Annotated in this window: 22 protein-coding genes; 10 read left to right on the forward strand and 12 right to left on the reverse strand. The window is 71.4% G+C overall.

The annotated features are described in order from the left end of the window. Positions 1–10: 10 nt before the first annotated feature. Genes J4H92_RS10530 through J4H92_RS10565 form a run of 8 tightly spaced genes read right to left on the reverse strand, consistent with a single transcriptional unit; the run spans position 11 to position 7,991 of the window. Positions 11–775 carry an ATP-binding cassette domain-containing protein gene (locus J4H92_RS10530; RefSeq protein WP_208098145.1) on the reverse strand — a complete coding sequence of 255 codons (765 nt, stop codon included), beginning with the start codon at positions 773–775 and terminating at the stop codon, positions 11–13. Further along, the gene (locus tag J4H92_RS10535) at positions 772–1,620 is read right to left on the reverse strand and encodes an ATP-binding cassette domain-containing protein (protein WP_208098146.1); all 849 of its coding nucleotides are present in this window, start codon (positions 1,618–1,620) and stop codon (positions 772–774) included. The genes J4H92_RS10530 and J4H92_RS10535 overlap by 4 nt, the downstream gene beginning before the upstream one ends. A gap of 11 nt (positions 1,621–1,631) precedes the next feature. Next, positions 1,632–2,669 (reverse strand): ABC transporter permease subunit, encoded by a 1,038-nt coding sequence (locus tag J4H92_RS10540; RefSeq protein ID WP_208098147.1) that lies wholly within the window; start codon positions 2,667–2,669, stop codon positions 1,632–1,634. Further along, positions 2,666–3,565, reverse strand: coding sequence for an ABC transporter permease (locus J4H92_RS10545; protein WP_208098148.1), 900 nt, complete (start codon positions 3,563–3,565; stop codon positions 2,666–2,668). The genes J4H92_RS10540 and J4H92_RS10545 overlap by 4 nt, the downstream gene beginning before the upstream one ends. Further along, on the reverse strand, positions 3,552–4,328 hold the full coding sequence (locus J4H92_RS10550; RefSeq protein ID WP_208098149.1) for a DUF1684 domain-containing protein: 777 nt from the start codon (positions 4,326–4,328) through the stop codon (positions 3,552–3,554). The genes J4H92_RS10545 and J4H92_RS10550 overlap by 14 nt, the downstream gene beginning before the upstream one ends. Beyond that, positions 4,328–5,707 (reverse strand): NtaA/DmoA family FMN-dependent monooxygenase, encoded by a 1,380-nt coding sequence (locus J4H92_RS10555; RefSeq protein ID WP_208098150.1) that lies wholly within the window; start codon positions 5,705–5,707, stop codon positions 4,328–4,330. Before J4H92_RS10555 ends, J4H92_RS10550 begins: the two co-directional genes overlap by 1 nt. A gap of 50 nt (positions 5,708–5,757) precedes the next feature. Beyond that, a complete protein-coding gene (locus tag J4H92_RS10560) occupies positions 5,758–6,408 on the reverse strand; it encodes a VOC family protein (protein ID WP_208098151.1) in 651 nt (216 codons plus the stop codon). Continuing rightward, on the reverse strand, positions 6,405–7,991 hold the full coding sequence (locus tag J4H92_RS10565) for an ABC transporter substrate-binding protein (RefSeq protein ID WP_208098152.1): 1,587 nt from the start codon (positions 7,989–7,991) through the stop codon (positions 6,405–6,407). The genes J4H92_RS10560 and J4H92_RS10565 overlap by 4 nt, the downstream gene beginning before the upstream one ends. 227 nt (positions 7,992–8,218) lie before the next feature. Here J4H92_RS10565 and J4H92_RS10570 point away from each other — a divergent pair, with 227 nt between their 5' ends. From J4H92_RS10570 to J4H92_RS10605, 8 genes are all read left to right on the forward strand, one after another. Then, positions 8,219–12,424: a hypothetical protein gene (locus J4H92_RS10570; protein ID WP_208098153.1), complete on the forward strand. Its 4,206-nt coding sequence runs from the start codon at positions 8,219–8,221 to the stop codon at positions 12,422–12,424. Between the two features lie 154 nt (positions 12,425–12,578). Beyond that, on the forward strand, positions 12,579–14,834 hold the full coding sequence (locus tag J4H92_RS10575; protein ID WP_208098154.1) for a carbon starvation CstA family protein: 2,256 nt from the start codon (positions 12,579–12,581) through the stop codon (positions 14,832–14,834). Between the two features lie 37 nt (positions 14,835–14,871). Beyond that, on the forward strand, positions 14,872–15,117 hold the full coding sequence (locus tag J4H92_RS10580; protein ID WP_208098155.1) for a YbdD/YjiX family protein: 246 nt from the start codon (positions 14,872–14,874) through the stop codon (positions 15,115–15,117). Positions 15,118–15,363: 246 nt separating this feature from the next. Beyond that, positions 15,364–16,614 (forward strand): sensor histidine kinase, encoded by a 1,251-nt coding sequence (locus J4H92_RS10585; protein WP_208098156.1) that lies wholly within the window; start codon positions 15,364–15,366, stop codon positions 16,612–16,614. Further along, positions 16,611–17,336 carry a LytR/AlgR family response regulator transcription factor gene (locus J4H92_RS10590; protein WP_208098157.1) on the forward strand — a complete coding sequence of 242 codons (726 nt, stop codon included), beginning with the start codon at positions 16,611–16,613 and terminating at the stop codon, positions 17,334–17,336. The genes J4H92_RS10585 and J4H92_RS10590 overlap by 4 nt, the downstream gene beginning before the upstream one ends. Beyond that, the gene (locus tag J4H92_RS10595; protein ID WP_243752236.1) at positions 17,324–17,740 is read left to right on the forward strand and encodes a heavy metal transporter; all 417 of its coding nucleotides are present in this window, start codon (positions 17,324–17,326) and stop codon (positions 17,738–17,740) included. The genes J4H92_RS10590 and J4H92_RS10595 overlap by 13 nt, the downstream gene beginning before the upstream one ends. Then, the gene (locus J4H92_RS10600) at positions 17,737–19,218 is read left to right on the forward strand and encodes a sodium/solute symporter (RefSeq protein WP_208098158.1); all 1,482 of its coding nucleotides are present in this window, start codon (positions 17,737–17,739) and stop codon (positions 19,216–19,218) included. Before J4H92_RS10595 ends, J4H92_RS10600 begins: the two co-directional genes overlap by 4 nt. A 59-nt stretch (positions 19,219–19,277) precedes the next feature. Continuing rightward, positions 19,278–19,799: a SixA phosphatase family protein gene (locus J4H92_RS10605; RefSeq protein WP_208098159.1), complete on the forward strand. Its 522-nt coding sequence runs from the start codon at positions 19,278–19,280 to the stop codon at positions 19,797–19,799. 13 nt (positions 19,800–19,812) lie between these two features. On the opposite strand, the gene J4H92_RS10610 is transcribed toward J4H92_RS10605, so the two are convergent. Continuing rightward, positions 19,813–21,795 carry a sensor histidine kinase gene (locus J4H92_RS10610; RefSeq protein ID WP_208098160.1) on the reverse strand — a complete coding sequence of 661 codons (1,983 nt, stop codon included), beginning with the start codon at positions 21,793–21,795 and terminating at the stop codon, positions 19,813–19,815. A 208-nt stretch (positions 21,796–22,003) separates the two neighbouring features. On the opposite strand from J4H92_RS10610, the gene J4H92_RS10615 reads away from it, so the two are divergent. Beyond that, a complete protein-coding gene (locus J4H92_RS10615; protein WP_208098161.1) occupies positions 22,004–22,705 on the forward strand; it encodes a response regulator in 702 nt (233 codons plus the stop codon). A gap of 13 nt (positions 22,706–22,718) precedes the next feature. Here J4H92_RS10615 and J4H92_RS10620 read toward each other — a convergent pair whose 3' ends face one another. Both J4H92_RS10620 and J4H92_RS10625 read right to left on the reverse strand, forming a co-directional pair. Continuing rightward, positions 22,719–23,360 (reverse strand): isochorismatase family protein, encoded by a 642-nt coding sequence (locus J4H92_RS10620; protein ID WP_208098162.1) that lies wholly within the window; start codon positions 23,358–23,360, stop codon positions 22,719–22,721. Continuing rightward, a complete protein-coding gene (locus J4H92_RS10625; RefSeq protein WP_208098163.1) occupies positions 23,357–23,719 on the reverse strand; it encodes a winged helix-turn-helix transcriptional regulator in 363 nt (120 codons plus the stop codon). Before J4H92_RS10625 ends, J4H92_RS10620 begins: the two co-directional genes overlap by 4 nt. 78 nt (positions 23,720–23,797) lie before the next feature. Here J4H92_RS10625 and J4H92_RS10630 point away from each other — a divergent pair, with 78 nt between their 5' ends. Then, complete coding sequence (locus J4H92_RS10630) at positions 23,798–24,457, forward strand: NAD(P)H-dependent oxidoreductase (protein WP_208098164.1); 660 nt, start codon at positions 23,798–23,800, stop codon at positions 24,455–24,457. A gap of 43 nt (positions 24,458–24,500) precedes the next feature. On the opposite strand, the gene J4H92_RS10635 is transcribed toward J4H92_RS10630, so the two are convergent. Continuing rightward, entirely contained in the window at positions 24,501–25,841 is a 1,341-nt protein-coding gene (locus J4H92_RS10635; protein ID WP_208098165.1) for a ferredoxin reductase domain-containing protein, read from the reverse strand. Position 25,842 lies beyond the last annotated feature (1 nt).

Here is a 25,842-nt window from a genome sequence, read left to right on the forward strand (position 1 = left end):
GTCACGAACCTCATCGGGCGGCCGCTCTCGCCGCGAGGAGCAGCTCACGGGTGTAGGGATGCCGCGGGGCGGTGAGCAGCTCGTGCGCGGGCCCCTCCTCGACGACGACCCCGGAGCGGAGCACGACGATGCGCGACGCGAGCTGCGCCGCGACGGCCAGATCGTGCAGCACCACGATGGAGGTGAGCCCCTGCTCGGTCCTGGTCTCGTCGAGCAGTTCGATCAGATCCCGCTGCACGATCACGTCGAGCGACGAGACGGGCTCGTCGAAGAACACGACCTCGGGCCGCAGCACGAGCGCCCGGGCGATGTTGACCCGCTGGCGCTGGCCCCCCGACAGCTCGTGCGGCAGACGGTCGTGCAGCTCGTCCGCGATGCCGAGACGGGCCAGGAGGTCGGCGACGCGTCGGGCGCGCTCCGAGGGGAGCCCTTCGCCGTGGACGTCGAGCCCCTCCCGCACGGCCTGCCGCACCGTGAACCGCGGGTCGAGCGTCGAGCTCGAATCCTGGAACACCATCTGCAGGCGGGCGCGGAGCCGGCGGAGCCTCGACGGGCGCGCCGCCGCGACCGGTTCGCCGAACCAGTGGATCTCCCCCTCGTCGGCGCGCTGCAGCCGGGCGAGCGCGCGCAGGAGCGTCGACTTCCCGCTGCCGGACTCGCCGACGACGGCGAGGGATTCGCCGCGCTCGAGGCGCAGATCCACGCCGTCGAGGACGAGCTGCGGACCGTAGCGCACGCGCAGCCCCCGTGCCGATACCACCGTGCCGTCGCTCACCGCGCCCCCTCGCCTTCGGAATCGGAAGGGCTCCCCGGCAGGACGGGGATGGCCTCGATCAGTCGCTCGGTCACCGGCGAGCTCGGCGCGTCGAGCACGGCGCGCGTGGCCCCGGAATCGACGATCCGCCCGCGATCCAGAACGATGACCTCGTCGCAGAAGTTCCGCACGAGGGCGAGGTTGTGGGTGATCAGCATCAGCGCGGAGCCGCTGACCGCGGTCTCGTGCTCGAGGACGCGGAGCACGGCCTCCTGGTTCGTGACGTCGAGCGCGGTGGTCGGCTCGTCGGCGAGCAGCACCCTGGGCCGCGAGGCGACCGCGACCGCGATCATCGCGCGCTGCAGCATGCCGCCGGACAGCTCGTGCGGGTACTTTCCGAGCGCGGTCCCGGGATCCTGGAATCCGACCGTGCCGAGCAGTCGCGCGCACTCCTCCCGCAACTGCCGTCCCGATTCCCGGCGGTGCACCCGGAGGAGGCTCACGAGCTGCCTGCCGAGCCGCCGCCGCGGGTCGAGCGCCGCCTGCGGATTCTGGTAGACGAGCGAGAGCTCGGCGCCCCGGCGCCGGGCGAGCTGGGAACGGGAGAGATCGGACAGGACCGTGCCCTCCAGCTCCACGGTGCCCGAGACCTCGGCGCCATCCGGCAGCAGGCCCAGCAGTGCCAGGGCGAGCGTGGACTTGCCGGTCCCGGAGCCGCCCACCACGGCGAGCCGCGCGCCGCGGGCGAGCGAGAACGAGAGATCGTGCAGCACCGGCGCCTCGGCCCCGGGGTAGCGCACCGTCAGGCCCGTGACGGTCAGGGTCGCCCCCGTCGCGTCCCGCTGCGCGGCACCTGCGGAATCCATCGCGCTCCTCATCACATCCCCATTCGCACGACCGCCTGGGCGGAACGCGGGTCGAGGCGGGACACGATCAGGTCGGCGATCAGGTTGATGGCGATGTAGCCCGCGGCGGTGAGCAGGATGAAGGACTGCACGACGGAGTAGTCCTGCGTCTGGATGCCGGTGACGATCAGCGAGCCGATGCCGGGCCACTGGAAGACCGACTCGACGAGCACGGCGCCGGCGACCAGCTGCCCCAGGGTGATGCCCGCCGCCGCGATCGTGGATCCCATCGCGTTCGGCAGTCCCGAGCGCCAGAAGGCGCTCCAGCGGGTACGGCCGAACGCCTGATGCACCAGCAGGTAGGGCTGATGGGCCACCTCCAGCAGGTTCGAGCGCAGGAGCCGGGTGAGATAGCAGTAGGAGAACAGGCCGAGCGCGATCGCGGGCAGGATCAGGTGGTGCAGGGCGTCGAGGAAGAGCGGCGCATCGCCGCTCAGGATCGCGTCGACGGTGGTGAAGCCCGTCACCTCGGGCGGCGGCGCCGCGCCCTGGCTGAGGCGTCCCTCGGGCAGCGGGAACCAGCCGAGCCGTTCGCTGAACACGACCAGCAGCAGGGTCGCCAGCCAGAACTCCGGCATGCCGAGCCCGACCGCGGTCCCGCCCTGCACCGTGCGGTCGAGCCACTTCCGGCGGCGATAGCTCACCAGCAGGGCGGTCAGGGCCGCGCCCACGAGCGCGCCGGTGAAGGCGAAGAGGCCGAGTTCGAGCGAGGCGGGGAGGCGCGACAGCAGCAGCTCCCGCACCGGCACCCCCGCGGCGTAGGAGTGCCCCCAGTCGCCGGTGACGAAGTCGCCGATGTACTGCAGGTACTGCTGCCAGGGCGGAAGATGGAGCCCCAGCTCCCGCTCCAGATCGGCGATCGCCTCGTCCGAGGCGAAGCGGCCCAGGATCAGCCGCGCGGGATTGGAGGGAAGCGCCCGGAGGAACACGAACGAGATGAGGGAGGCGCCGAGCAGGGCGACGAGCGCGGCTCCGATCCGGCCCGCCACTCGGAGAACGGCGGCGGTCACGCGCGCCCTCCCACCGAGGAGAGGGCGCGGATGCGCTCGGAGAGCAGGTGGGCCGACGCCGCGAACACCACGAGAGCCAGGCCGGGGAACAGGACGACCCACCATTGCCCGGTCAGCGAGACGCCGATGCCGGCGGTGATCATCGCGCCCCATTCCGGGGTCGGCAGCGAGGCGCCGAGGCCGAGGAAGCTCAGGCCCGCGAGCATGACCGCGCCGGCCCCCAGGACGGAGGCGGACTGCACGAGCAGCGTCGGCACCGTGTGCGGCAGCACGTGGCGCAGCACCACGTGACGCCTGGTGGAGCCCAGCGCGAGCGCCGACTCCACGAACGGCTGCGCGGTGATGCGGACCACATCGCTGCGGATCAGGCGGCCGTAGTAGGGCACGCAGGAGAGCGCGATGCCGACGATCGCGCTGCCGATCCCCGCGCCGAGGCCGATCGAGACGCAGATCGCGAGCACGATGGTCGGAAACGCGAGCAGCGAGTCGAGCGCGCGGAGGATCAGCGTGTCGGTCGCGCCCCGGGCCAGCCCGGCGATCAGGCCGAGCGCGCTTCCGACGGCACCGGCGATCACGGTGATCGAGAGCGATGCCCCGAGGGAGATCGCGCTGCCGTAGAGCACTCGGGCGAGCAGATCCCTGCCCTCCGCATCCGTGCCCATCGGGTGCGACGGCGACGGCGGGAGGTAGGAGTCGGCGATCGAGGTGGCGAAGGCCCGGTCGCTCCACAGCGTGACGCCGAGGACCGCCGCGACGGCGAACAGGCCGAGGACCGAGAGGCAGACGATCGCGGACGGATCCCGCAGCAGCGCGCGGGCCGGGCCCGAGCGCCGTCGACCGCCCCGCGACCCGTCTCCTCCGGTCGCGGGATCGGCCGAGGCGCTAACCGCGGACAACGGCGGTCTCTCCGGCGCGGACGGGCACCGTGATGCGGTTCTGCGGCGGCGCGAGCGGGCAGTCGAACGCGTCCGAGAAGGCACAGGGCGGCAGGAACGCGCGGTTGAAGTCGATCACCGCCCGACCCTCGGCGTCGAGCTCCACCGGTGCGAACCGGCCCCGCGCATAGGTCTCGGCACCGTTCGTGGCGTCGGCGAACACCGTCTCGAAGCCGCGGGCGCCCTCGGTCACGACGATGCGGTACTCCTCGCCGCCGATGGAGATCAGGGCCCGCCCGACGGTCTCCCGCCGCTCCACGCGCCCGCCGTGACCGAGATACTCGTAGTCGAGGCCCGCGCGCTCGGGGGAGAACGCCCCGGACAGCCGCCACTCGGGGTCGTAGGAGAATGCGTCGACCCGGGCGACGTCTCCCGCCGCGGCGTCCCAGACCCGCAGCGCGCTGCCGATGCCCGGCCATCGCACGGGAGTCACGGCCCGCCCGTCGAAGCGCGCCGTGAAGGTCCCGGGCAGGACCAGCCCGGCGTCCTCGGGCTCGTCGGCTGGAGGCGCCTCCGCGCTCGGGTCGAAGCGCGCGGCGGCCAGGCCGGGGCGGTGACGGATGCGCCCCGCGGCGTCGATTCGCCATTCCCCCGGCGCGTCGGGGAGGGGGACCCAGCCCTCGCCCAGCCAGGTGGTCGAGACCAGCGTCGCATCGCCGAGCAGCGCGTTGAGATCGGCGAGCCGATCCGCGCGCCAGCGCTCCCACGCGTCGGAAGCGGTCATCAGAAGCCCTCCGTCAGATCGTTGTCGGTGAAGGCGCCGCGGAACTGCGCCCCGAAATGCCGGGGGTTCAGCCGGTGCGACCCTGCGCCGAAGATCTTCTCACGGAACGTGCCCGGCGCGTAGTCGCGCTGGGCGAGGCCGCGATCCTGCAGCACGGGGATCAGATGATCGACGAAATCGCGGTAGCCGCCGTGGAACTGGTAGTCCTCGACGTTGATGCCGTCGATGCCGGCGTCCTGCCAGCGCTCGAGCTCATCCGCCAGCCGCTCCGGCGTGCCCACGAGCGGGTGCGCCTCGCCGAGGAAGGCGAGATCGCGGATCGTCGCCGGAGCCTGCCCCTCGACGCCGCGGAAGACCGGCGCCTCGGCGAAGTGCGCGGTGCTCGGATAGGCCGTGAGGGGCGCGTCGGGATCCAGGCCCCCGAGATCCACGCCGAACACGCCGCTCGCGAAGGCGAGCCTGGCGTCGGTCGACTCCCGGTCGAGCAGCTCCCGATGCTTCCGCTCAGCCTCCGCCTCGGTCGACCCGATCACGAACTTCAGCCCGTTGAAGATCTTCACATCCCCGGGATCCCGGCCCGCGGAGACCGCGTGCGAGCGGACCGACTCGACGATCCGAGCCGCAGCGTCGGGCCCGGAGCTGACGATCGTGGCGGCCTCCGCGCGCCTCCCGGCGACCCGCTGGGCGGCCGTGGAGACGCCGGCCAGGAACAGGAACGGCGAGACCTGCGGCGAAGGCTCGGAGAGATGGGGGCCCTCCACCGAGAACTGCTCGCCGACGTGATTGATCCGGTGGATCCTCGTCGGGTCGGCGTAGACCCCGTCGCGCTTCACGACCGCGCCGTCGTCCCACGATCCCTCCCAGAGCTTGTAGAGCACCTCGAGGAACTCCTCGGAGCGCCGATAGCGCTCGTCGTGCTCCACCACCCCGTCGTGCCCGAGGTTGCGGAACGCGTTCGGCAGGGAGGAGGTGACGAGGTTCCAGCCCGCCCGCCCGCCGCTCAGGTGGTCGAGGGTGCTGGAGAGTCGCGCCAGCTCGAACGGGTGGTTCTGGAAGATCGAGCTGGTGAAGATGAGGCCGAGGTGCTCGGTGACGCCCGAGAGCGCCGCGGCGATCAGGATGGCGTCGTTGTCCGGGAAGCAGATCCCCTCGCGCACGTTGGTGGCCATCGACCCCTGGTAGCCGTGGTGGATGCCGAGGTGGTCGGCGATGAACAGTCCGTCGAACCGGCCGCGCTCGAGCGTCTGCGCGATGTCCTGCCAGGTGTCGAAGCGGTTGAAGTCCATCGGGTGCTCGGATTCGCGCGACCAGAGTCCCATGCGATGGTGCGACGGGACGATCTGCACGAAGGCGTTGAAATGCAGGCGGGGGCGGGTCATCGTGGGCGCTCTCCTCGTTCGGGTCTCGGTCTTGCTGGGCCAGCGGGGTCTTACAGGGTCAGCGAGCCGCCGGGGCCCGCGATGGTCACGGAGAGCGGCGAGCCGGCGCCGCCCGCCGGGGGGAGGGCGACGCCCGCCGAGCGAGCCGCGAGCCGCTCCGTCTCGGCGACGTCGGCGTGGAGGGCGATCAGTCGCACCGGCGGCGCGTCGGCGGACGGATGCGGTGCGCCGCCCCAGTCGATGAGGAACGGGAAGGCGCCGCCGAACTGCGGTTCGGGAGCCCGGGTGAGGCGCCAGCGCAACTCCGTCCCGTCGTCCCGGCGGCGGCCGAGCGACTGGACCCGGCCGACCTCGATGCCCGTCGCACGGATGCGTGCCGCCTCCGCCTCGATGTCGTCCGAGCGCCTGGCCCACGTGAGCACGCGGCCCGGAACCGGTTCCCGTCGGAGGTCGATGCCGAAGAAGGTCCGCTCGGGAGGGAGGTCGCGCGTCTCTTCGGGGTCCGGACCGAGCACCTCGAGGTAGGCCCCGCCGCCGGCACCGGTGAGCGCGAGGATCAGATTGGCGGATCCGTTGCCCGGATGCCGCCCGCCGAACGCCGGGCGCACGCCGACGGCGGCCGCGATGCGATCCGCGGCCGCCCGCAGGGAGCCGGTGACGACGACCACGTGGTCGAGGTCGCCGTCACCGAGGGCGCTCACTTGCCCCACAGGTGGAACAGGGTGTTGCTCTGGCCGGAGGCGAAGCTGCTCAGATCCGCTCCGACCACGACGACGTCGTCCTGCGCGTAGAGGGGGATGCGCGGCACGTCCGCGATCCAGAGCTCCGCGATCTCGTTCCAGAGCTCCTGCCGCGCGGCCTCGTCCGCGGTGTCCGCGGCTTCGGCGAGCAGGTCGTTCGCCGCCTCGTTGCTCGTGTAGTCGTAGCTGAGCAGCCACTCGGGGTCGACGACCGCCGGGCCGTCGGTGCCGATCAGCGCGTAGTCGACCACGTCGGAGCTGATCGCCTCCTGGTAGGCGGAGGCCGTGAGGATCTGCACGTCGAGTTCGATCCCCAGATCCTTCCAGGCGCTCTGCAGGATGGTCGCGACGTTCTCCTGATCGGTCTGGCCCGACCGGATGTAGACGGGCAGCTCGACCGGGGTGTCGATGCCCGCCTCGTCGAGCAGCTCCCGGGCGCGGGCCAGGTCCTCCTCGCGCGGGGCGCCGATCGTCTCGTCGTAGGCGCTGAACTCCGGGGGGTAGGGCCCGAAGTAGGTCGCCCCGTACCCGAAGGCCACCTTGTCGAGGATCTCCTGGTAGGGCACGGCGTAGGAGAGCGCCTCGCGCACGCGCACGTCGTCGAAGGGGGCGTGCGCGAGCGGGAAGTCGAACTTGGTCCACTGCGGCGCGGGGGTCGACACGATGCGGACGTTCTCGTCGCCCTCCAGCGAGCTCACGGCCTGCTTGCTCAACCCCAGGGTGACGTCGGCCGTCGAGTTGCGGGCCCGGAGCAGCAGGGAGGCGTCGTCGGAGATGAAGTTGATCTCGACCCGGTCGCTGATCGGCGCGGAGCCGGAGTACGCGGGGTTCGCCGTGTAGACCGCTCGTTCGCCCGCGCTGTAGCTCTCGAGCGTGTAGGGGCCGCTGCCCGCGGAGTGGGTCGCGAGCCAGGTGCTCTGATCCTCGGCGGTGTCCCCGCCCTCGGCCTCGAGCACGGTCCGGTCGATGATCCCGGTGTTGACGTTCGTGAGCGCGGGCAGGAAGTTGTTGGCGCGCTCGGTCAGCGTGACCACCACCGTGCGATCGTCGGGAGCGGTGATCTCGTCGATGGGGCTCTCGGACTTGCCTGAGGAGAGGAAGTAGGCACCGCACCCGCCGAGGTCGAAGGCGCGGTTCCACGAGTAGAGCACCGCCTCGGCGTCGACCGGCGCGCCGCTCGGGAATTCGACGCCCTCCTGCAGGGTGAAGGTGTAGGTCAGCCCGTCGTCGCTCACCTCCCACTCCTCGGCGAGCGCCGGCACGATCTCGTTCTGATCCTGCACCGCGGCCGAGGGATCGGAGTCGTCCACCTCGTAGGTGACGAGCGTCTGGTAGAGGTCGGAGAGCAGGCTGATGTCGACGAGGTTGCAGGCGATGGCGGGGTCGAAGGTCGAGGGCGCGGTCGCGGTGTCGACGACGAGGGCGCCGGTGTCGGCGTTCTCGTCGCTCTGGCTGGGCGAGGCGCAGGCGGTGAGGAGCAGCGCCGCGCCGGTGAGCGCGGCGGTGATGGCGGAGAGGCGCGAGGCGGGGGTGACGGTTTTCATGTACACGACCGTATACATTATTTGAGGCGAGCGCGAAGTCGTTTGCGTAGTGTTACAGTCGCGGGTCCACCGGTGCGCAGGGGAGGTGGATTCGTCGAGCGCCTCGGCCCGGGCGGACACGGCAGGAGTGGTCAAAAAAATGAGATAATTTTCTCTTTTTAGGTGACGAAGCGGTGTGGATGCTGTTTTAATGAGGGAGCATCGTTCGTTCACACCTTGGGGGAATCATGGCGTCGAGAGATCTCGCGGCCGTTTCGAATGGCGCGCGCCGGTTCTGGTCGCGCCCCGTACTTCGTTCGGCGCGGACCGCCGGGCGGGCGCTCGCGGGAGTGCTGGTGGCGGCGCTGCTCGTCACCGGGCTGCCCGCGGCTCCGGCGCTCGCGGACGACGAGGAGCAGGGGACCGGTGGCGAGGTCTTCGAGGACGACAACACGACCACCGAGACCACCGAGATCGACTTCCCGGTCGTCATCGACGGGAACCTCCTCTCCTCGGGCGAGAACCCTTTCCGAAATGCCGTCCTCTCCACCATCGTGCTCAAGGGGGGAGTGATCAATGAGAGCCAGAGCCTCAACCACACGGTAGACGTGGCAGCCTGTGGACAGGGGCTCCGGATCGCCGGGACGGGGAGTTCCGGTCTGAGCGTCGGAGGGAGCGCCTGCACCGGTCAGACGATCCAGGAGCCGCTGACGATCTGGAACCCGAACCCGGTCGCCGGGGTGAGCGACGTGTTCGCCGATCCCGAGGCCGAGGCGGCGCTCGGCTGGCTCGTGCCGCGCGCTGAAGAGGCGCTGCGGATCACCTACGACCTGCCGGCCGACGATCGGATCCGGAAGTACGCGAAGCCGCAGATCGTCTCGCACGTCGTCTCGGAACTGCAGAACATCATGACCCGCTACGTCTACGGCGTCCCGCTCACCGGCCAGGAGGAGAAGGCGCTGACGTACATCGTCCATCAGCTCTCCGACTCGTCGGGCAGGGCCGCGGCGCGGGCCCTGCAGGAGTACAAGGCCTTCACCGCGAGCCCGTGCACCTACAACCCTCCCTCGGCACCGGCATCGGTGCCGGCCTCCGACGCGGTGCGTCTCTCGTCGTCGGTGACGAGATGGTGCATGACCCGACTCGCCCAACTGTTCTGGGGGCCGCCGGTGCCGAGCATCGAGAGCTTCCTCGCCTGGGGCGCGTATCGTGCGCAGGAGGAATCCGGTCTCGATGAACTCACGAAGAATGCGGCTTTCGCGGAGAAAGCACGCATGGAGTGGATAGCCACGGCCTCCGGGGTCTCCTTCGGCGCGGCAGCGGTGAGCGCGGCGGTGTCCGGCGCGATCGTCGGCTCCAGCGCGGCGATCTCGACGACGCTGGTGGGGGCGATCGCGCCGCACGCACTCACCGCGAGCGCGGTCACGGGCGCCTCCGGGGCGAGCTTCGCCAGCATCTCCCTGGCCACCGGCCCCGTCGCCATCGCGGTGCTGGCGATCGGAATGATCGTCCTGGCGTCGAAGCAGTTCGCCCTTGAGCAGGCGGTCGGGCCGACCCTCAGCGAGATGGCCGCCTCGGACGGAGACACCGGCCTCGATCTCGATCTCGAACGCATCGCCAGGGCGAGCGTCGACTTCGAGGAGAACCTCGCCGAGTTCGAGCACTTCCAGCAGAATCCTCCCGTGCACACGCAGGCGGAGGCGCGCGACCGCATCAGCGGGCTGCTCTACACGAAGGCGTTCGTCGACACGAGCGGAACGGTGCGCGCGGATCCCGCGCTGTGGGACGTCTCCGGCAGCACGGGCGTGTTCACGGACTACCGCTGGACCGTCAACGGCCAGGAGGCGGACGTGGTGCAGCTGCGCCTGCCGCACGGACGCGGCACGCAGGAACTGAAGTTCCGCGACGGCTGGCTGCTCTCCCGCACGAACGGCGGTGCCTGGACTCCGATGACCTCCTTCGAATACGTCGACACCCGCTTCACCAGCGCAACGCAGGCGGCGCGCATCGCCTCGCGGCTCTGGTGGACGGACGAAGCGACGCCGGAGGTGCGGCGCGGCGGTTTCGTGACGGCCGGCAGCGCAGCCGACGGGACGTTCGAGACCGGGGCGAGAGTCGGTGCCCTCAACGTCAGGCTCGCCGACGGCAGCAGCGCCCTGCTGCGGGTGCTGCCGCCCGAGTCGACGGAGGCGAAGATCACGCCCTCTGTCGGCGGGGTCTTCCTGCCCGACCGCTCGGTGTTCTTCGGGGCGAATCCGATCGATGGGCAGGGTCGCTACCGTCCCGATCTCTTCGAGGACGACGACACGTTCCGCTACGAGTGGAAGGTGTACGCGCCGGGCGTGAGCGCGCCCATCGAGTTCACCGGCTTCCGCAAGGGCTTCGTGCCGGACCGGCCCGGCGCATACCGGGCCGAGGTGAAGATGACCCGGGTCGACGGGGCCGGGGATCCGGTCTACGGCGAGGTCATCTTCAACGTGGCCACCCCCGACATCGACGCGCCGACGGTCGTGCTGCACGACAACGGCAACGACGAGATCGAACTGGAGCTGCAGCTCGGCGCATCGGTGCCCGAGGACGAGTTCGACGTCGAGGTCGTCTGGCCGAAGCGCGAGAGCGAGGAGACGGCGCCGAGCGCCGCGCTGCGGCTGCCCTGCGGCGGCGGCCTCGACTGCGCCACGGTCAACACCTCCGACCACTCCTCCATACGGTCGCAGCTGACGCACGCGCTGCACCCCGACACCGACCTCTCCCAACCGGTGACGGTGACGGTGACGAACAGCTGGGGCGTGTCGCTCACCCGTTCGCTCCGGGTCGAGAGCCCGAAGCGCTTCGCGATCGAGCCGCTCGAGGCGGGAGCCGCGGCCTCCGCCAAGCTGACCTGGACCGACAATCAGACGGCGCACCTCCAGATCCCCATCGAGACCGAAGGCACCACGGCGATCGCGCGCCTCGCCGCGGGCGACGCACCGCTCGCGACCTCCGGATCGCCCGGTGACGGGCTGGGCTTCGTGTGGGGCAACGGTCAGAGCAATCAGACGCTGCAACTGCTCGGCGGCAAGGGGCAGCTGTCGGTCGTGTCGCGCGACGGGCAGTGGGAGATCGGCTATTGGGGCAGGCTGACGGCGAACGAGATCGGGGTCACCGAACGAATCGTCACGGTGCAGTCGAACGCCTCGGGCGAGGTGGTGCGCAACGCCTTCCGCCTCGTCGTCGAGGTGGTGCCGGCGATCGACGAGAAGCGCATCCCCCTGCTCTACGACGCCGCGGCCGACAACGAGGCGTATCCCGACACGAACCTCTTCCACGCGAACCCCTACGTGCCCGAGCTGCTGGTCGACGTGCTCGGCGGGGTGGCCGATGAGGAGGAGGAGCCCTACGACGGGCAGATCTGCTTCTGGATCCAGAACAACACGACCGGGCAGCAGGATCAGCTCTGCGACTCCTACGCCGCGCTGGTGACAGCCTCCGCCGGAGGGGACGAGGCGCTGCCGTCGATGCCGCTGCACCGTCTCCTCCCGGACGGGGTGCGGGGCACCAGCTTCCGTGTGGAGGCCTGGCTGCCCGGGGAGGGGACCGCGCGCAGCAAGTACCTCTTCACCGTGACCGGCGGCACCGTGCCGCCGCAGATCTCGGACCCGGTGCTCCACGAGTCGAGCGGCCTGATCAGCCTGTCGGTCGACACGCCGTCGGGCAGGCCCATCGTCGGGGCCGACTGCTACGTCAAGACGGGCTCTGGGCCCGTGCGGCATGTGGCCTGCGGCGACGCCGAGGGCGCGGATCCCGGCAGCGGGACGCTGGTGCTCGGCGATCTCGGCCCGGGGGAGCACACGATCACGGTCGTCGTGCGCGACGAGGCCGGCAACTTCGACACGTACGAGTTCACGTCGACCGTGCTGGGCGAGTTCAGTGCGCTGGGCAAAGCGACGATCGCCGGGACCGCGCGTGCGGGGGAGGCACTGACGGCGAGGGTGTCGGGCCAGCAGCCGGCGGCCACGCGCGTGAGCTATCAGTGGAAGCGCGAGGGGCGGGCGATCGCGGGCGCGACCTCGTCGCGTTACGTGCTGCAACGGGCCGATGTGGGCAAGCGCGTGACGGTCGAGGTGAAGCTGCAGCGCGCCGGCCTGCACGATGCGGCGGTGATGTCGTCGGCCGTGCGGGTGCGGAAGGCGAGCGCGAGGGCGACGTTCACGACGCGCACGCGCACGATCGGCAAGACGAAGCGCACGCAGGCGCTGGTTCGGGTGACGAGCAAGATCTCTCCGGCCGCCAAGGTGCGGATCACGGTCGGCAAGCGTTCGGTGACGAAGACGGTGAACGCCGCGGGACGGGTCACCGTGACGCTGCCGAAGAAGATGCGCTCCAAGAAGCCGGTCACGGTGAAAGTGCGCTACCTCGGGAACGCCTACGTCGATCCGGTGAACGCCAAGAGCCGCAAGGTGAGGATCCGCTAGCCGCACCGCGAACCACAGGCGAGGCGCCCCGTGTGTGCCGTTCGTCGCGCGGATCATGCCGTCCGTCGCGTCGCAACGGCCGCCGGGGTGCGCTTCGTTCGGGAAGGAGGCATATTCGCAGGGGTCATGCAACGACGCACACAAGGAGGATCCGATGTCGTCTGCTCCTACAGACTCCTCGCGGGATGAGCCCGAGGGCACCGTACTCGTCCAGGACCCCGATCTCCCGCCGGTCGCGCTCTCCGACAAGGAACGCCGTCGCGACGCCAAGTGGAGCATCCCCAAGATCATCCTCTGGGTGGTGATCGCCCTCCTCGGCGGCGTCGCCTGGACGATGCTCGCGATCGTCCGGGGCGAGACCGTCAACGCCATCTGGTTCGTCTTCGCCGCGGTCGCGACCTATCTGATCGGCTACCGCTTCTACTCGAAGGTGATCGAGCGCTACATCACCCGGCCGAACGACCTCCGGGCCACCCCGGCCGAGCGCAAGCAGGACGGCAAGGACCACGTGCCCACCGACCGCCGCGTGCTCTACGGGCACCACTTCGCCGCCATCGCCGGCGCCGGCCCGCTCGTCGGCCCCGTGCTCGCGGCGCAGATGGGCTTCCTCCCCGGCACCATCTGGATCATCGTGGGCGTCGTCCTCGCGGGCGCGGTGCAGGACTACCTGGTGCTGTTCTTCTCGATGCGTCGCGGCGGCCGCTCGATCGGCCAGATGGCGCGCGACGAGCTCGGCCGCATCGGCGGCACGGCGGCCATCATCGCCTCGCTGCTCATCATGATCATCATCGTCGCGATCCTCGCTCTCGTCGTGGTCAACGCGCTGGGCGAGAGCCCCTGGGGCGTCTTCAGCGTCGCGATGACGATCCCGATCGCGCTGTTCATGGGCGTGTACCTCCGCTACCTGCGTCCCGGCCGGATCACCGAGGTGTCGATCATCGGCTTCGTGCTGCTGCTGGCGGCGATCATCGCGGGCGGCTGGATCGCCGACACCCCGTGGGGCGCCGAGGTCTTCCACCTCGACCGCACGACCATCGCCTGGGGCATCATCATCTACGGCGTCGTCGCCGCGGTGCTGCCCGTCTGGCTGCTGCTCGCCCCGCGCGACTACCTCTCGACGTTCATGAAGATCGGCGTGATCGTGATGCTCGCCGGCGCCATCGTGCTGGTGCGCCCGGAGATCCACGTGCCGGCGTTCACGGACTTCGCGTCGACCGGTCTCGGCCCGGTCTGGGCCGGCCCGCTGTTCCCGTTCCTCTTCGTGACGATCGCCTGCGGCGCGCTATCGGGCTTCCACGCGCTCATCTCGTCGGGCACCACGCCGAAGCTCGTCGAGAAGGAGCGCCAGACCCGCTTCATCGGCTACGGCGGCATGCTCATGGAGTCGTTCGTCGCGATCATGGCGCTCGTCGCCGCGATCTCCATCGACCAGGGCATCTACTACGCCATGAACTCGCCCGCCGCCGCGACGGGCGGCACCATCGAGGGCGCGGTCGCCTTCGTCAACTCCCTCGGCCTGAGCGGGGTCAACGTCACGCCCGAACTGCTCGCGCACACCGCGGCCTCCGTGGGGGAGGAGAGCATCGTCTCGCGCACGGGCGGCGCGCCGACCCTGGCGCTCGGCATCGCGCACATCATGAGCTCGATCGACGGCGGGGCGCTGATGGCGTTCTGGTACCACTTCGCGATCATGTTCGAGGCGCTCTTCATCCTCACCGCGGTCGACGCCGGCACCCGGGTCGCGCGCTTCATGCTGCAGGACGCGATCGGCACCTTCGTGCCCAAGTTCCGCGACGTCACCTGGCGCCCCGGCGTCTGGCTGTGCACCGCGATCATGGTCGCGGGCTGGGGCTACATCCTGATCCTCGGCGTGACCGATCCGCTCGGCGGCATCAACACCTTCTTCCCGCTGTTCGGCATCGCGAACCAGCTGCTCGCGGCCATCGCGCTCGCGGTCGTGCTGGCGATCGTCGCCAAGCGCGGGCGCAGCTACATCAAGTGGCTGTGGATCGTCGGCCTGCCGCTGGCCTTCACCGCCGTCGTGACGATCACCGCGTCCGCCTACAAGATCTTCTCTCCGGTCCCCGCGATCGGCTACTGGGCGAACCACTTCCGCTACCGGGATGCGCTCGCTGCCGGCGATACCACGCTCGGCGAACCGGAGGTGCTCGAGGCGGTCATCCGGAACACCGGCGTGCAGGGCACCCTGTCGATCGTGTTCGTGCTGCTGGCCATCATCGTGATCGCGGTCTCCCTCATCGTCACGGTGAAGGCGATCCGGGCCGGCGGCGGCGAGGACACCGAGGATCCTGCGGTGGTGTCCCGTCGCTTCGCCCCGGGCGGGTTCCTCGCCACGAGGCGCGAGAAGGAGATCGAGAAGGAGTGGGCCGAGCGCGTCGGTGCCCCGTGAGGCCGGGAGCGCTCCTCCGAGACGGGATACTGAGAAGATGACGGACCAGTCGGATGCCGCGCCCGCGCCGCGCGGGACGACGCGGGCGCTGGGCGGGATGATCCTGCGCGCCGGGCGCGGCGTCCGCTGGTACCTGACCACGCTGATGGGCGACCACGCCTACCGGACCTACGCCGATCACCATCGGGCCGCTCACCCCGGCGAACCCGTGATGAGCGAGCGGGAGTTCTGGCGGCAGCGGTACGCGGATCAGGATCGCAACCCGGGCTCGCGCTGCTGCTGAGCCCGGGCACTTCCCGTCTTCCCTCCCTCTCCTGCGCGCCCGCCCCTCCTGCGTCCTTGCGCCCTTCCCCCTCCTTTCCTTTCCTTCCCCCTTCCCCTCCTCCCGGTATTCCCTCTCCCTTCCGCCGTCCGGGTGTAGACCCGAATCGCCCTTTGCGGGGCGTGAAGGGGCATGAAGGGACCACTCGTGCGCGGGGGCGGGCGCAGCGCGATGCGGAGGAGCCCGCGCTCGGCCAGAATGGTGGACATGCCGGACACCGCCCTCATCTCAGCCGGCGCCGGCTTCGCCGCCGGCGTGGCGATCACGCTCGCGCTGGTCATCGCGCGCCGGATCGCCCGGGCGTCGCGGGAACTCGGAAGCGACGCGGATCGCGCCGCCTATACGACGCTGCACATCGCGGGCCTGGCCGCACAGGCCCTCCGCGGCGGACGCCGCTCCACCGGGAGCGTGCGGGCGGCGCGTCATCTGCGCACGCTGCTCGGAGCCGAGGCGGTCGCGATCGTCGTGGGGGAGGAGGCGCACGTCTCGAGCGCGTCGGCCGAGCGGGAGACCGAGGCCGGAGCGGCGCTGGAGGCCGAGGCGCTGCGCTTCGCGCGGCGCGTCGAGCAGAGCGGCCGGCGGCAGGTGTCCGCGCGCACGGGAGTCGAGGGGCTCGAGGCGGTCGGGGCTCCGATCGCGATCGAGGGCGAGCCCTGGGGCACGCTGATCGCCTTCGACCGGAGCGTCCGGGCGCCGCTGGTGCGTGCGGCCACGGAGGCGGCCGAGTGGTGCGCGGGACAGCTCGCGATCAGCGCGCTGGAGGCATCCCGCTCGGCGCTCGCCGAGGCGGAGCTGCGCGCGCTGCGCGCCCAGATCAGTCCGCACTTCATCTACAACGCGCTGACGGCGATCGCCTCGTTCATCAGCACGGATCCGCCGCGGGCGCGCGAACTCGTGCTCGAGTTCGCCGACTTCACCCGCTACTCGTTCCGCAGGCAGGGGGAGTTCACCACCCTCGCCGACGAGCTCGGCAGCATCCGCTCCTACCTCGAACTCGAACAGGCCCGCTTCGGCGATCGTCTCCGCGTCCGGCTGCAGATCGCGCCGGAGACGCTGACCGCGGTCATCCCGTTCCTGAGCGTGCAACCGCTCGTCGAGAACGCGGTGCGGCACGGGCTCGAGAAGGGGGAGCGCGGGGGGACGGTGCGCATCTCCTCGGCGGATGACGGTACCCACACCGAGATCACGGTCGAGGACGATGGCGCGGGCGCGGATCCGGAGTCCCTCGCCCGTCTCCTCGGCGACACCGCCCCGATGCAGCACGTCGGGCTGCGCAACGTGGACACGAGGCTCCGCCAGCTGTACGGTGACGGCAGCGGCCTCGTCGTCGAGACCAACGTCGGCGCGGGCACGCTGGTGCGCATGCGCATCCCGCGCTCGCAGCCGCTGCACGAGGTCGAGCGCGTGGAGACGCGCGAGGACGCCGATCGGACGAACGGCGGGGGAGGCGCGAGATGAGCATCGAACTCCTGGTTGCCGACGACGAGCCTCCGGCGCTGACCGAGCTGACCGCGATGCTCGCGGCCGATGCCCGTGTCGGCGAGATACACGCCGCCCGCAACGGAGCCGAGGCGATCGAGGTCCTCTCCACGCGGCCGCTCGGCGGCGCATTCCTCGACATCCACATGCCCGGTGCGGACGGCTTCGCCGTCGCCCGGGCGATCGAGGCGCTTCAGGTGCGGCCGGCGATCGTGTTCGTGACCGCTGACGAGGCCGGGGCGCTCGACGCGTTCGAGGTGCGCGCCGTCGACTACGTGCTCAAGCCGATCCGGGCCGACCGCGTCCGCCGCGCGCTGGACCGCGTGATCGAGGCGAGCGCGCTCGCCGCCGAGGAGGCATCCGACGGTGCGGCCGACGAGACGGTGCCGGTGACCGTCGGGTCGACGGTCCGCCTCGTGCGGCGCAGCGAGGTGCAGTGGATCCAGGCGCAGGGGGATTACTCGCGGCTGTGGACGAGCAGCGGCAGCCACCTTCTCCGCGCGCCCCTCTCCGAGCTCGAGAAGCGCTGGGGCGAGGCGGGCTTCGTTCGCGTGCACCGCTCCTACCTGGTGCGGCTCGACGCGGTGACCGAGTGCCGGCTCGGCGGGGCCGCGCCCGTCATCGAGGTCGGGGCGGCGCGCATCCCCGTCAGCAGGCGGATGGTGCCGAGCGTACGTGAGGCGCTGCGATGGCTGCGTTAGCCGACGAGACGGCCGATCCGCCGCCACGGGTGCGCGTGCGGACCGGCGGCGAGCGGCGGAGCGCGCCACCCGCCGCCGGGGCGGGAGCGGAGCCCGCCGCCACGATGCGCGAGGACGGCGCCGTCTATCTCCGCGGTCTCGCCCGCTCGCAGTTCCGTCTGGCGCTCGGCACCCTCCTCGCCTTCCTGGTGGTGATCCTGGCCTTCACGGCGGTGCTCTCGCTGCTGCCGGAGTGGGGCGACCCGGTGATCCTCGGCGTGCCGCTGAGCTGGTTGCTGCAGGCCTACGGGTACTACCCGATCATCGCGGTCTTCGCGATCGCCTACGTGCGCGGCGCGCACGCCAATGAGCGGCGGTACCGCGAACTCGTCTCGGGCCCGTCGAGCGGGACGGAGCGGCGATGAACCCCGTGTTCGATCTGATCGCGGTCGGACTGCTCGTGGTCGCCACCGCGGTCATGGGGTTCGCCGGGGTCCGCGTGAGCCGGACCACGGGGGACTTCTTCGTGGCGTCCCGCAGCGTGCGCCCGGTGTGGAACGCCTCCGCGATCAGCGGCGAGTACCTCTCGGCCGGAACCTTCCTGGGGCTCGCGGGCCTCGTCCTCCTCTCCGGCAGCGAGGGCTTCTGGTTCCCCATCGGCTACGCCGCGGGCTACCTGCTCGTGCTGCTCTTCGTCGCCGCCCCGCTCCGGCGCAGCGGGGCCTACACGATCCCGGACTTCGTACAGGCGCGGCTGCGATCCCTGGCGGCGAGGCGGATCACCTCGATCGTGGTCCTGGTGATCGGATGGCTCTACATCGTGCCGCAGATGCACGGCGCCGCCCTGAGTCTCGGCGTGGTCGCCGGGATGCCCCGCTGGGCGGGCGCGGTGGTGATCGCGGTCCTGGTCGCCGCGATCGTCGCCGCCGGGGGCATGCGCGCGATCACCGCGGTGCAGGCGATGCAGTACTGGATCAAGCTGACGGCGCTCGCGCTCCCGGCGATCGTCATGCTGATCGTGCTGTTCGGCGCGGACACGCGGATCGACCCCGCGGAGGCATTCCCCGTCGAGGCGGGCCCGGCCGGCACCGATGCCTATGCGACGCTCTCGCTGCTGTTCGCCCTGCTGCTCGGCACGATCGGACTGCCGCACGTGCTGGTGCGCTTCTACACGAGCCCGAACGGCGCGTCGGCGCGGCACACCACCGTGCTCGTGATCGTGATGATCGGGCTGTTCTACGCCGCCTCCAGCACGATGGGCCTCATCGCCCGGGTCGTCGCTCCGGAGATGGCCGAGGCGGGCCTCGCCGACACCGTCGTGCTGGCGCTGCCGACGAAAGTGCTGCCCGGCCTCGCCGGTCAGCTGCTCACGGCGCTCATCGTCGCCGGCGCCTTCGCCGCGTTCCTCGGAACCGCCTCCGGGCTCGTGGTCTCACTCGCCGGCGTCGTCAGTCAGGAGCTGTTCGGCGGCACGGTGCGAGGGTTCCGGATCTCGGCGGTGCTCTGCACCCTGGTGCCCCTGGTGTGGTCGCTCATCACCATCGGGGAGGGGCTGGTCTCCAGCGTGGGGACCGTGTTCGTGTTCGCCGCGTCGAGCCTGACTCCCGTGATCCTGCTGGGGGTGTGGTGGTCGCGATTGACCGCGCGCGGGGCGATCGCGGGCATGCTGGTGGGCGCCGCCTCCTGCGGCGGTGCGCTCATCGCCTTCCGCATCGTCGGGCCCGATCACGGCCTGTGGTCGTCGCTGCTGGCGCAGCCCGGCGCCTGGACGATCCCGCTGTCGGCCCTGGCGGTCGTGGTCGTCTCGCTGCTCGATCGCCGGCGGCGCCCGCCGAGCGAGGGGTTCCTGTCGCGGTTGCAGCGCCCCGACCCGGCGCCTCGCGGGATGGGCGGACGCGACTGAGCGGGCCCGGCGGTCCCGCCCCGACCTGAGCCGGTGCGGCGCTCGGGTATCCTGACCCCATGTCGCGCACCCTCTTCGTCATGCGTCACGCCAAGTCCTCCTGGGAGACCGGGGAGACGGATCATCGCCGACCGCTCAACCTCAGGGGCGAACGGGACGGAGTCGTCGCCGGCGCGTATCTGGCCGAGCGCTGCCGGCGGATCGATCGGGTGCTCTGCTCGTCGGCGCGGCGCACCGGGCAGACGTGGGAGCGCGCGGTCGTCGGAGGCGCCGCCGCTCGAGAGGTCAGCCATCACGACGAGATCTACGAGGCGTCCCCGTCCGACCTGCTCCCACTGCTCCGGGGGCTCCCCGCCGGCACCGCCACCGCGCTGGTGCTCGGCCACCTTCCCGGCGTCGCGCAGCTCGTCGACCTCCTCGCGGTGCGGGAGGAGACTCCGGCGCGGGAGCGATTCGAGGAGAAGTTCCCCACCAGCGGGATAGCGACGATCGAGTTCGCGGGCGACTGGACCGACCTCGCCCCGCAGTCGGGTCGGCTCGTCGAGTTCGCGGTCCCTCGCGCCGACCGGAACCGCGGCTGAGGGGGCGCCGGGTCTAGCCGAGCGGCAGGGTCGCGCTCACGCGGAACCCGCCGGAGGCGGTGGCGCCCGACTCGACGGAGCCGCCGAGCGCGGTCGCGCGCTCCCGCACGCCGGCGAGGCCGAGCCCCGCACCCGGGACCACCGGCTGCCCGTCGGGAGGATCCGCCGGGCCGTTCTCGACATCGAGGACGATCCGCTCACCGTCCTCCGTCACGACGACGCCGATCGCGGATCCGGGCGCGTGCCGCATCGCGTTGCTGAGGGCCTCCTGAACGATCCGGTAGGCGGTGAGTCCCGTCGCCGCCGGGATCGCCGACGCCTCCGCTCCCTCCGCATCGCGCCGTCGCGTCACGTCGAGGGAGATCCGGGCGCCCGAGCGCCGGGTCGCCTCGACGAGCGCGGGCAGATCGTCGAGCGTCGGGCGCGGCGCGAGCGGCGCCTCGCGGTCGTCGCCGGAGGAGCGCAGCAGGGCGAGCAGGCTCCGCATCTCGCCGAGGGCCTGCCGCGAGGAATCCGCGATCGACGCGAACTCCGTCTCGGCGGCCGGATCCAGGCCGTCGAGGCGGTAGCGCGCGGTCGTCGCCTGCACGCTGATCACCGACATGCTGTGCGCGACGACGTCGTGGAGCTCCTGGGCGATCCGGTTGCGCTCTTCGAGCTCGTGCCGCCGGGCGCTCAGCTCGGCGCTCGTGCGGCGCTCCTCGCGCAGCGCGCCCCGGCTCGCATGCAGCTGGCGCGTCACCACGGCGACGACCAGCACCCCGCCGGTCACGGCGGAGGAGGTGCTGATGCTGCCCCACCCGCCGCCGTCGAGGCCGAACGGCAGGGCGGTGGCGGCGACCGCCGCCTGCGGCAGCAGCCAGCTCGCGAGCGCCCAGCCCCAACGGCGGCGCAGCCCGAGCAGCAGGATCAGCATCGCCTGCGCGATCAGCGTCATGACCGGCCAGGGCCAGGGCCATTCGGAGCCACCGGCGGTCGCCAGCGCCGTGGCGGTCGCGGCCGTCGTCAGCACCGCGATCCCGGCTGCGGGCCAGCGGACGGCGAGCAGGAGCGCGGCTGCGGGGGCGAGGGCGAGGATCATGGCGATGACGACGGGCACCCCGTACAGGGCGGCCAGCAGCGGCCAGGCGACCGCGACCGAGACGACAGCCCCCGCGGTCGTCGCGATCCAGGCCCAGCCGTCCCCGGTGACCGCGGGATCGGAGACCACCGCCTGCGGGGCGACGGGCTCGTTCGCGGCGGAGCGCACGGGATCGCGGCCCGGAGGCGAACCCGCCGGGCCGGTCCCGTCGGGGACCTCGGCGCCGCGCTCCGTTCCGGCCGGAGCGGAGAGCCCGGACCCGCCGAGCGCGGTCGCGGTCGTCGCCGCGTCGAGCCGCGCGAGGCCGCGCAGCACCGCGGGCAGGGTCACCAGGAAGAGGCACCCCGCCACGAAGTTGAACCCTGCTTCCAGCAGGTGCGAATGGGCGAGCGCGTCGGGTGCCGCGCCCGCAGTGAGCCCCTCGAGGATCAGGCCGGCGAGGGTGAGATCGTCCTGCGGCAGGAAGACGCCCCAGATCACGTGCGTGATGCCGCCCACCGCGACCCCCGTCCAGGTGACCGCCGTGACGAAGGTGAAGGTGCGCAGCGGGAACGCGACCAGCGTCTCGAAGGCGAGATCGAGCCAGCGCCGCGGGTCGATCATGGTGCGCAGGTGCCCCGCGAGGCCGGGGCGTGTCGCAGCGTACGCCGGAGTGGGCACGTCGACGCCGTAGGATCGCACGCGGGTGCGCGAGAGCTCGGCGAACACCGAGGCGAGGCGCAGCGCGACGGGCAGCAGCAGGGCGCCGACCCAGACGACGAGCGTGCCGAGCGACAGCGCGGTGAGCGGCACGAGCAGCACGAAGGCCAGCAGCGAGACGAAGAACCCGGGGAGCACGAACGCGTAGTCCCGGCCGATGCGCGAGATCGACCAGAGCGGGGCGTTCCGTCCGGGGGTCGAGGGGGTGGTCACCATGTCAGCTTCTCCTATTCCGCCGGACGACGCCATCCGGCGCCGTCGCGGCCGCGTGCGGGCGGCGGTGCGGCCGGCCGCTGTCCGGCGCCGGCCGCGCCACGGATCACGCTAGGCCCGGGTCCACCCCTCACGCGTCACTCCACGGGGTGATCGCGCGTGATACGGGAGAGGGATCCCGGATCGTTCTTCGCTCGCTATCATCGGCTCTATGGCGTCATCCGAGACCGACGGGCCACCAGCGACCGGGCCTGTGATCAGGGTCGCGATCATCGACGATCAGGCGATGGTGCGCCAGGGCTTCGGCGCGCTCCTGGACGCTCAGGGCGATCTCTCGGTCGTGGGCAGCGCGGCGGACGGCGACGAGGCCGTCGCGCTCGTGCGCCGGACGCGGCCCGACGTCGTGCTCATGGACATCCGCATGCCCCGGATGAACGGACTCGACGCGACGCGGGCGATCCTCGGCATGCCGGGGCTCGAACACCCCAGGGTCATCATGCTCACGACGTTCGACGCGGATGAGTACGTGTTCTCCGCACTGCAGGCCGGAGCGAGCGGGTTCCTGCTCAAAGACGCGACCGCCGAGGATCTCGTGGCGGCGGTCCGCATCGTCGCCGGGGGCGACGCGCTGCTGGCCCCGTCGATCACGAGCCGGCTCATCGCGGACTACGTCGCCCGCCCGCCCGCGCACGCCCGATCCGCGACGCTGGCGCCGCTCACGGAGCGCGAGCTCGACGTCATGCGGCTGGTGGCCGGCGGGAGTTCGAACGCCGAGATCGCGCAGCAGCTCTTTCTCTCCGAGCAGACGGTGAAGACGCATGTCTCGCGCATCCTCGGCAAGCTCGGTCTGCGCGACCGGACTCAGATGGTGATCGCGGCCTACGAGTCCGGGCTCGTCGGCATCGGGCGCTGAACGGCGGACGGGGTCAGCCCGGCGGACCGAACGCGGTGGCCGAGGCGATCAGATTGCTCCGCGGCGGGCGGGCGCCGTCTCTGACGGCCGCGATCCAGGCGTCCGCCTCGGTGACCGCGGCGAAGTTCGACTGCAGCAGCACCATCAGCGTCCGGTGCAGATGCTCGGCCGAGACGCTTCCCGCCTCGTTGGAGAGGTGGACGGCGCCGCTCGCGTCCGACACGACCTCGATGTCGAGCCCCAGCGGGGCCGCGGCGGCGGCCGTCGCGAGGAGGCAGTTGTTGGTCATGTAGCCCACCAGCGTGAGGGTGTCGATGCCGAGCGCGCGGCTCCAATCGAGGAGTTCGGTGCCGTCGAAGGCGCTCGCGAAGCGCTTCGACACCCGCTTCCACTCCGGCCGGAGTCGTCGCGCGAGCTCCGGGTGCAGTTCGTGGCCGGGGGATCCCAGGGCGAACGCCGGTGCGCCGACCGGGTTCTCGTGCTGGATCACCGCGACCGGCATCCCGGCGGCGTCCGCAGCCCCGAGGAGATCGATGATCCGGGCGAGGCTCTGCTCGCGGGGCGGGTACTGGATCCCGAGCCGCCCCGAGAAATACTCCTGCTGGACATCCACGACGACGAGGGCGCGGCGCGCGGGGCGGGGCGCGCTGCTCATGGGGAGACCGTCCCGCGCTCGCGCGCCGGGGAGGCCTCGAGATGCTCCGAGGCCCAGGCTCCGAGCTGCTCGAGCACCGGCAGCAGCTGCGCGCCGCCCGGCGTGAGCGCGTAGGAGACGGCCACCGGCGGCCCCGGATCCACGCTGCGGGAGACGAGCACGGCCTCGGCGAGCTCGGTGAGGCGATCCGAGAGGACCGCATCGCTGATGCCGGAGACGGAGCGACGCAGCGCCGCGAAGGAGAGGGGGCCGCCTCCGAGGGCGTCGATGATCATGCCGTTCCAGCGCTTGCCGAGGATCGTGAAGGCGAGACCGACGGCGGCATCGCACTCGTGCCTCTCGCGGTCATCGGCTTCCATGTCTCGATCCTATCGTGCTACACTCTCGATAGTCGCTAATAATTTACTAGTGACTTATACTTTCAGATCGGAGTTCTCGTGACACTGTTCCGCCTCGACGCCAGCATCCTCCCCGCGACGTCGGCCAGCCGCGCGCTCGCCGACCTCGTCGAAGCGCAGTGGACGGCCGCCCACCCGGATTCGACGGTGACGCGTCGCGACCTCGCCGCGGACCCGATCCCGGCCACCGCCTGGCAGAACGCGGTGATCGGCGGACTCGCCGAGGAGGCGGATCGCAGCGATGCGCAGCGCGAGGCGCTCGCACTCGCCACGGCGCTCGCCGACGAGCTCGTCGATGCCGATGCGCTGCTGTTCGCCGTGCCGCTCTACAACTTCGGGGTCTCGCAGCACTTCAAGACCTGGTTCGATCTCGCCTACACGGACGCGCGCATCAACCCCGAGGGGACCGCGCTGCAGGGCAAGCCGGCCACGCTCGTCACGGTGCTCGGCGGCAACTACGATCCGGGCACGCCCAAGGAGGGCTGGGACCATTCGACCGGTTGGCTGCGCCGGGTGCTCGAGGACGTCTGGGGTCTCGACCTCCGCGTGGTGCAGCGCCCGTTCACGCTGGTCGGCGTCAATCCAGCGCTCGACCCGTTCACCGAGCTGGCCGCCGGACTCAAGGCGAACGCCGAGGCGGACGCTCAGCGCTCCGGGCGCGAGCTGGCCGAGCTGCGCGGGGGCACGGCCGCAGCCTGAGCGGCGACCTCTTCCCACGGCGGACCCCCGGGCAGCCGGTCGCTCAGGAATCCCAGATCGGCCCGAACGCCGGCACCCCTCGCCGCTCGAACTCGCCGACGACCCGGCTGGTGACCGGGCGGTTCGATACGCAGATCACCGCGTCCGCGCCGGACTCCACATACGCGTCGTGGGAGAGCGCGAAGACGTCGGGCTTGCCCTGCTCGGACGTGTTCCAGATCACCGCCGCGGGCTGCGCCGCCATCACCTCGTCGACCAGATCGTCGCCGTAGGTCGTCCGCGGATCCTTCGTGACCCACACCAGTCGGGCGCCCTGCGTATCGGTCAGCAGATGCCCGAGGGCGGGACCGATTCCGCTTCCCGTGGTCACGTAGAGCACCCGGTTGAAGAGGCGCTTGGCATTCGCGACGCCCGCGGTCGGAAGGCCGCGCACCCAGATGCGCGAGGGCGGGTCGTCGATGAAGCGGGAGGTCCAGTCGCCCGCGCGCGAGACGACCATCCGATAGCCCGATTCTCCGGCCGGTGCGGGCACGCAGGCGAAGGGATGCCAGCCGAACAAGGGATTCCTGCTGATCGCGCGGGTGGTTCCGACCGGGGGCACCACGCCGTAGTCCAGGCGCACCACCGCCGCATGACTCGAGGGGCGTTCCACCGTGATCGGTACCCGGCGCAGGAGCAGCCACGGCCAGATCGCGAACACGGTCGAGACCGCGAGCATCCAGAACACCGGAGAGGCGAGCAGCGCCTCCCAGAAGGTGCGCGCGGGCGTCTGCAGGTGCGCCAGGACGAGCGCGTTGCCCCAGGCCAGCAGGAGCACGGTCCAGGTTCCGAAGCGGTGCGAGGCCTCGAACAGGTTGTGATGGCGGGTCCGGAGGCCCGGCGCCGCGAGCACGCAGATCGCGAGGAGCATGAGCACGACGAGGATCGCGATCGCCACGGAGACGTCGTCGTAGCCGGCCTCCCCATCTGCCCAGGCCGGTGCGAGCAGCACGACGTAGACGAGGTACCAGGCGGTGCCCGCGATCGCTCCGCCGACATGCAGCCCGCCGACGTGGTAGTACTGCGCGAGCCTCCAGCGCAGTCGCAGCGGCCAGGAGGTGGGAGCCCGCGTCGCCAGCCAGGAGAGGAAGTTCACCATCCAGTGCTGCCGGGGCAGGATCGCGAAGAGGAGGTTGAACTGGGAGATCGCGGCGATCACCTGCAGATTGCGTGCGTGCGGCTGCCACCATCCTGCGAAGGCGCCCCACGCGAAGACCGCCGCGTTCACCAGGAGCACACCCGCCAGCAGCACGGCGTAGAGCATGACGCGCGCCCGCCCGCGCTTCGCGTCCTCCGCCGTCTCTGTCGTCGATGACCTCGCCGTCTGCCCCCCAGTCGGATTCATG

This window comes from Leucobacter weissii, from assembly GCF_017565745.1.
Classification (GTDB): domain Bacteria; phylum Actinomycetota; class Actinomycetes; order Actinomycetales; family Microbacteriaceae; genus Leucobacter; species Leucobacter weissii.

Bases quoted from the DNA above. Each gene is read 5' to 3' on its own strand.
- J4H92_RS10585 (WP_208098156.1), top strand. From the start codon at position 15,364: ATGCCGGACACCGCCCTCATCTCAGCCGGCGCCGGCTTCGCCGCCGGC.
- J4H92_RS10570 (WP_208098153.1), top strand. From the start codon at position 8,219: ATGGCGTCGAGAGATCTCGCGGCCGTTTCGAATGGCGCGCGCCGGTTC.
- J4H92_RS10605 (WP_208098159.1), top strand. From the start codon at position 19,278: ATGTCGCGCACCCTCTTCGTCATGCGTCACGCCAAGTCCTCCTGGGAG.
- J4H92_RS10550 (WP_208098149.1), bottom strand. From the start codon at position 4,328: ATGACCGCTTCCGACGCGTGGGAGCGCTGGCGCGCGGATCGGCTCGCC.
- J4H92_RS10610 (WP_208098160.1), bottom strand. From the start codon at position 21,795: ATGGTGACCACCCCCTCGACCCCCGGACGGAACGCCCCGCTCTGGTCG.
- J4H92_RS10535 (WP_208098146.1), bottom strand. From the start codon at position 1,620: ATGGATTCCGCAGGTGCCGCGCAGCGGGACGCGACGGGGGCGACCCTG.
- J4H92_RS10590 (WP_208098157.1), top strand. From the start codon at position 16,611: ATGAGCATCGAACTCCTGGTTGCCGACGACGAGCCTCCGGCGCTGACC.
- J4H92_RS10635 (WP_208098165.1), bottom strand. From the start codon at position 25,841: ATGAATCCGACTGGGGGGCAGACGGCGAGGTCATCGACGACAGAGACG.
- J4H92_RS10565 (WP_208098152.1), bottom strand. From the start codon at position 7,991: ATGAAAACCGTCACCCCCGCCTCGCGCCTCTCCGCCATCACCGCCGCG.
- J4H92_RS10555 (WP_208098150.1), bottom strand. From the start codon at position 5,707: ATGACCCGCCCCCGCCTGCATTTCAACGCCTTCGTGCAGATCGTCCCG.
- J4H92_RS10595 (WP_243752236.1), top strand. From the start codon at position 17,324: ATGGCTGCGTTAGCCGACGAGACGGCCGATCCGCCGCCACGGGTGCGC.
- J4H92_RS10615 (WP_208098161.1), top strand. From the start codon at position 22,004: ATGGCGTCATCCGAGACCGACGGGCCACCAGCGACCGGGCCTGTGATC.
- J4H92_RS10625 (WP_208098163.1), bottom strand. From the start codon at position 23,719: ATGGAAGCCGATGACCGCGAGAGGCACGAGTGCGATGCCGCCGTCGGT.
- J4H92_RS10620 (WP_208098162.1), bottom strand. From the start codon at position 23,360: ATGAGCAGCGCGCCCCGCCCCGCGCGCCGCGCCCTCGTCGTCGTGGAT.
- J4H92_RS10600 (WP_208098158.1), top strand. From the start codon at position 17,737: ATGAACCCCGTGTTCGATCTGATCGCGGTCGGACTGCTCGTGGTCGCC.
- J4H92_RS10580 (WP_208098155.1), top strand. From the start codon at position 14,872: ATGACGGACCAGTCGGATGCCGCGCCCGCGCCGCGCGGGACGACGCGG.
- J4H92_RS10575 (WP_208098154.1), top strand. From the start codon at position 12,579: ATGTCGTCTGCTCCTACAGACTCCTCGCGGGATGAGCCCGAGGGCACC.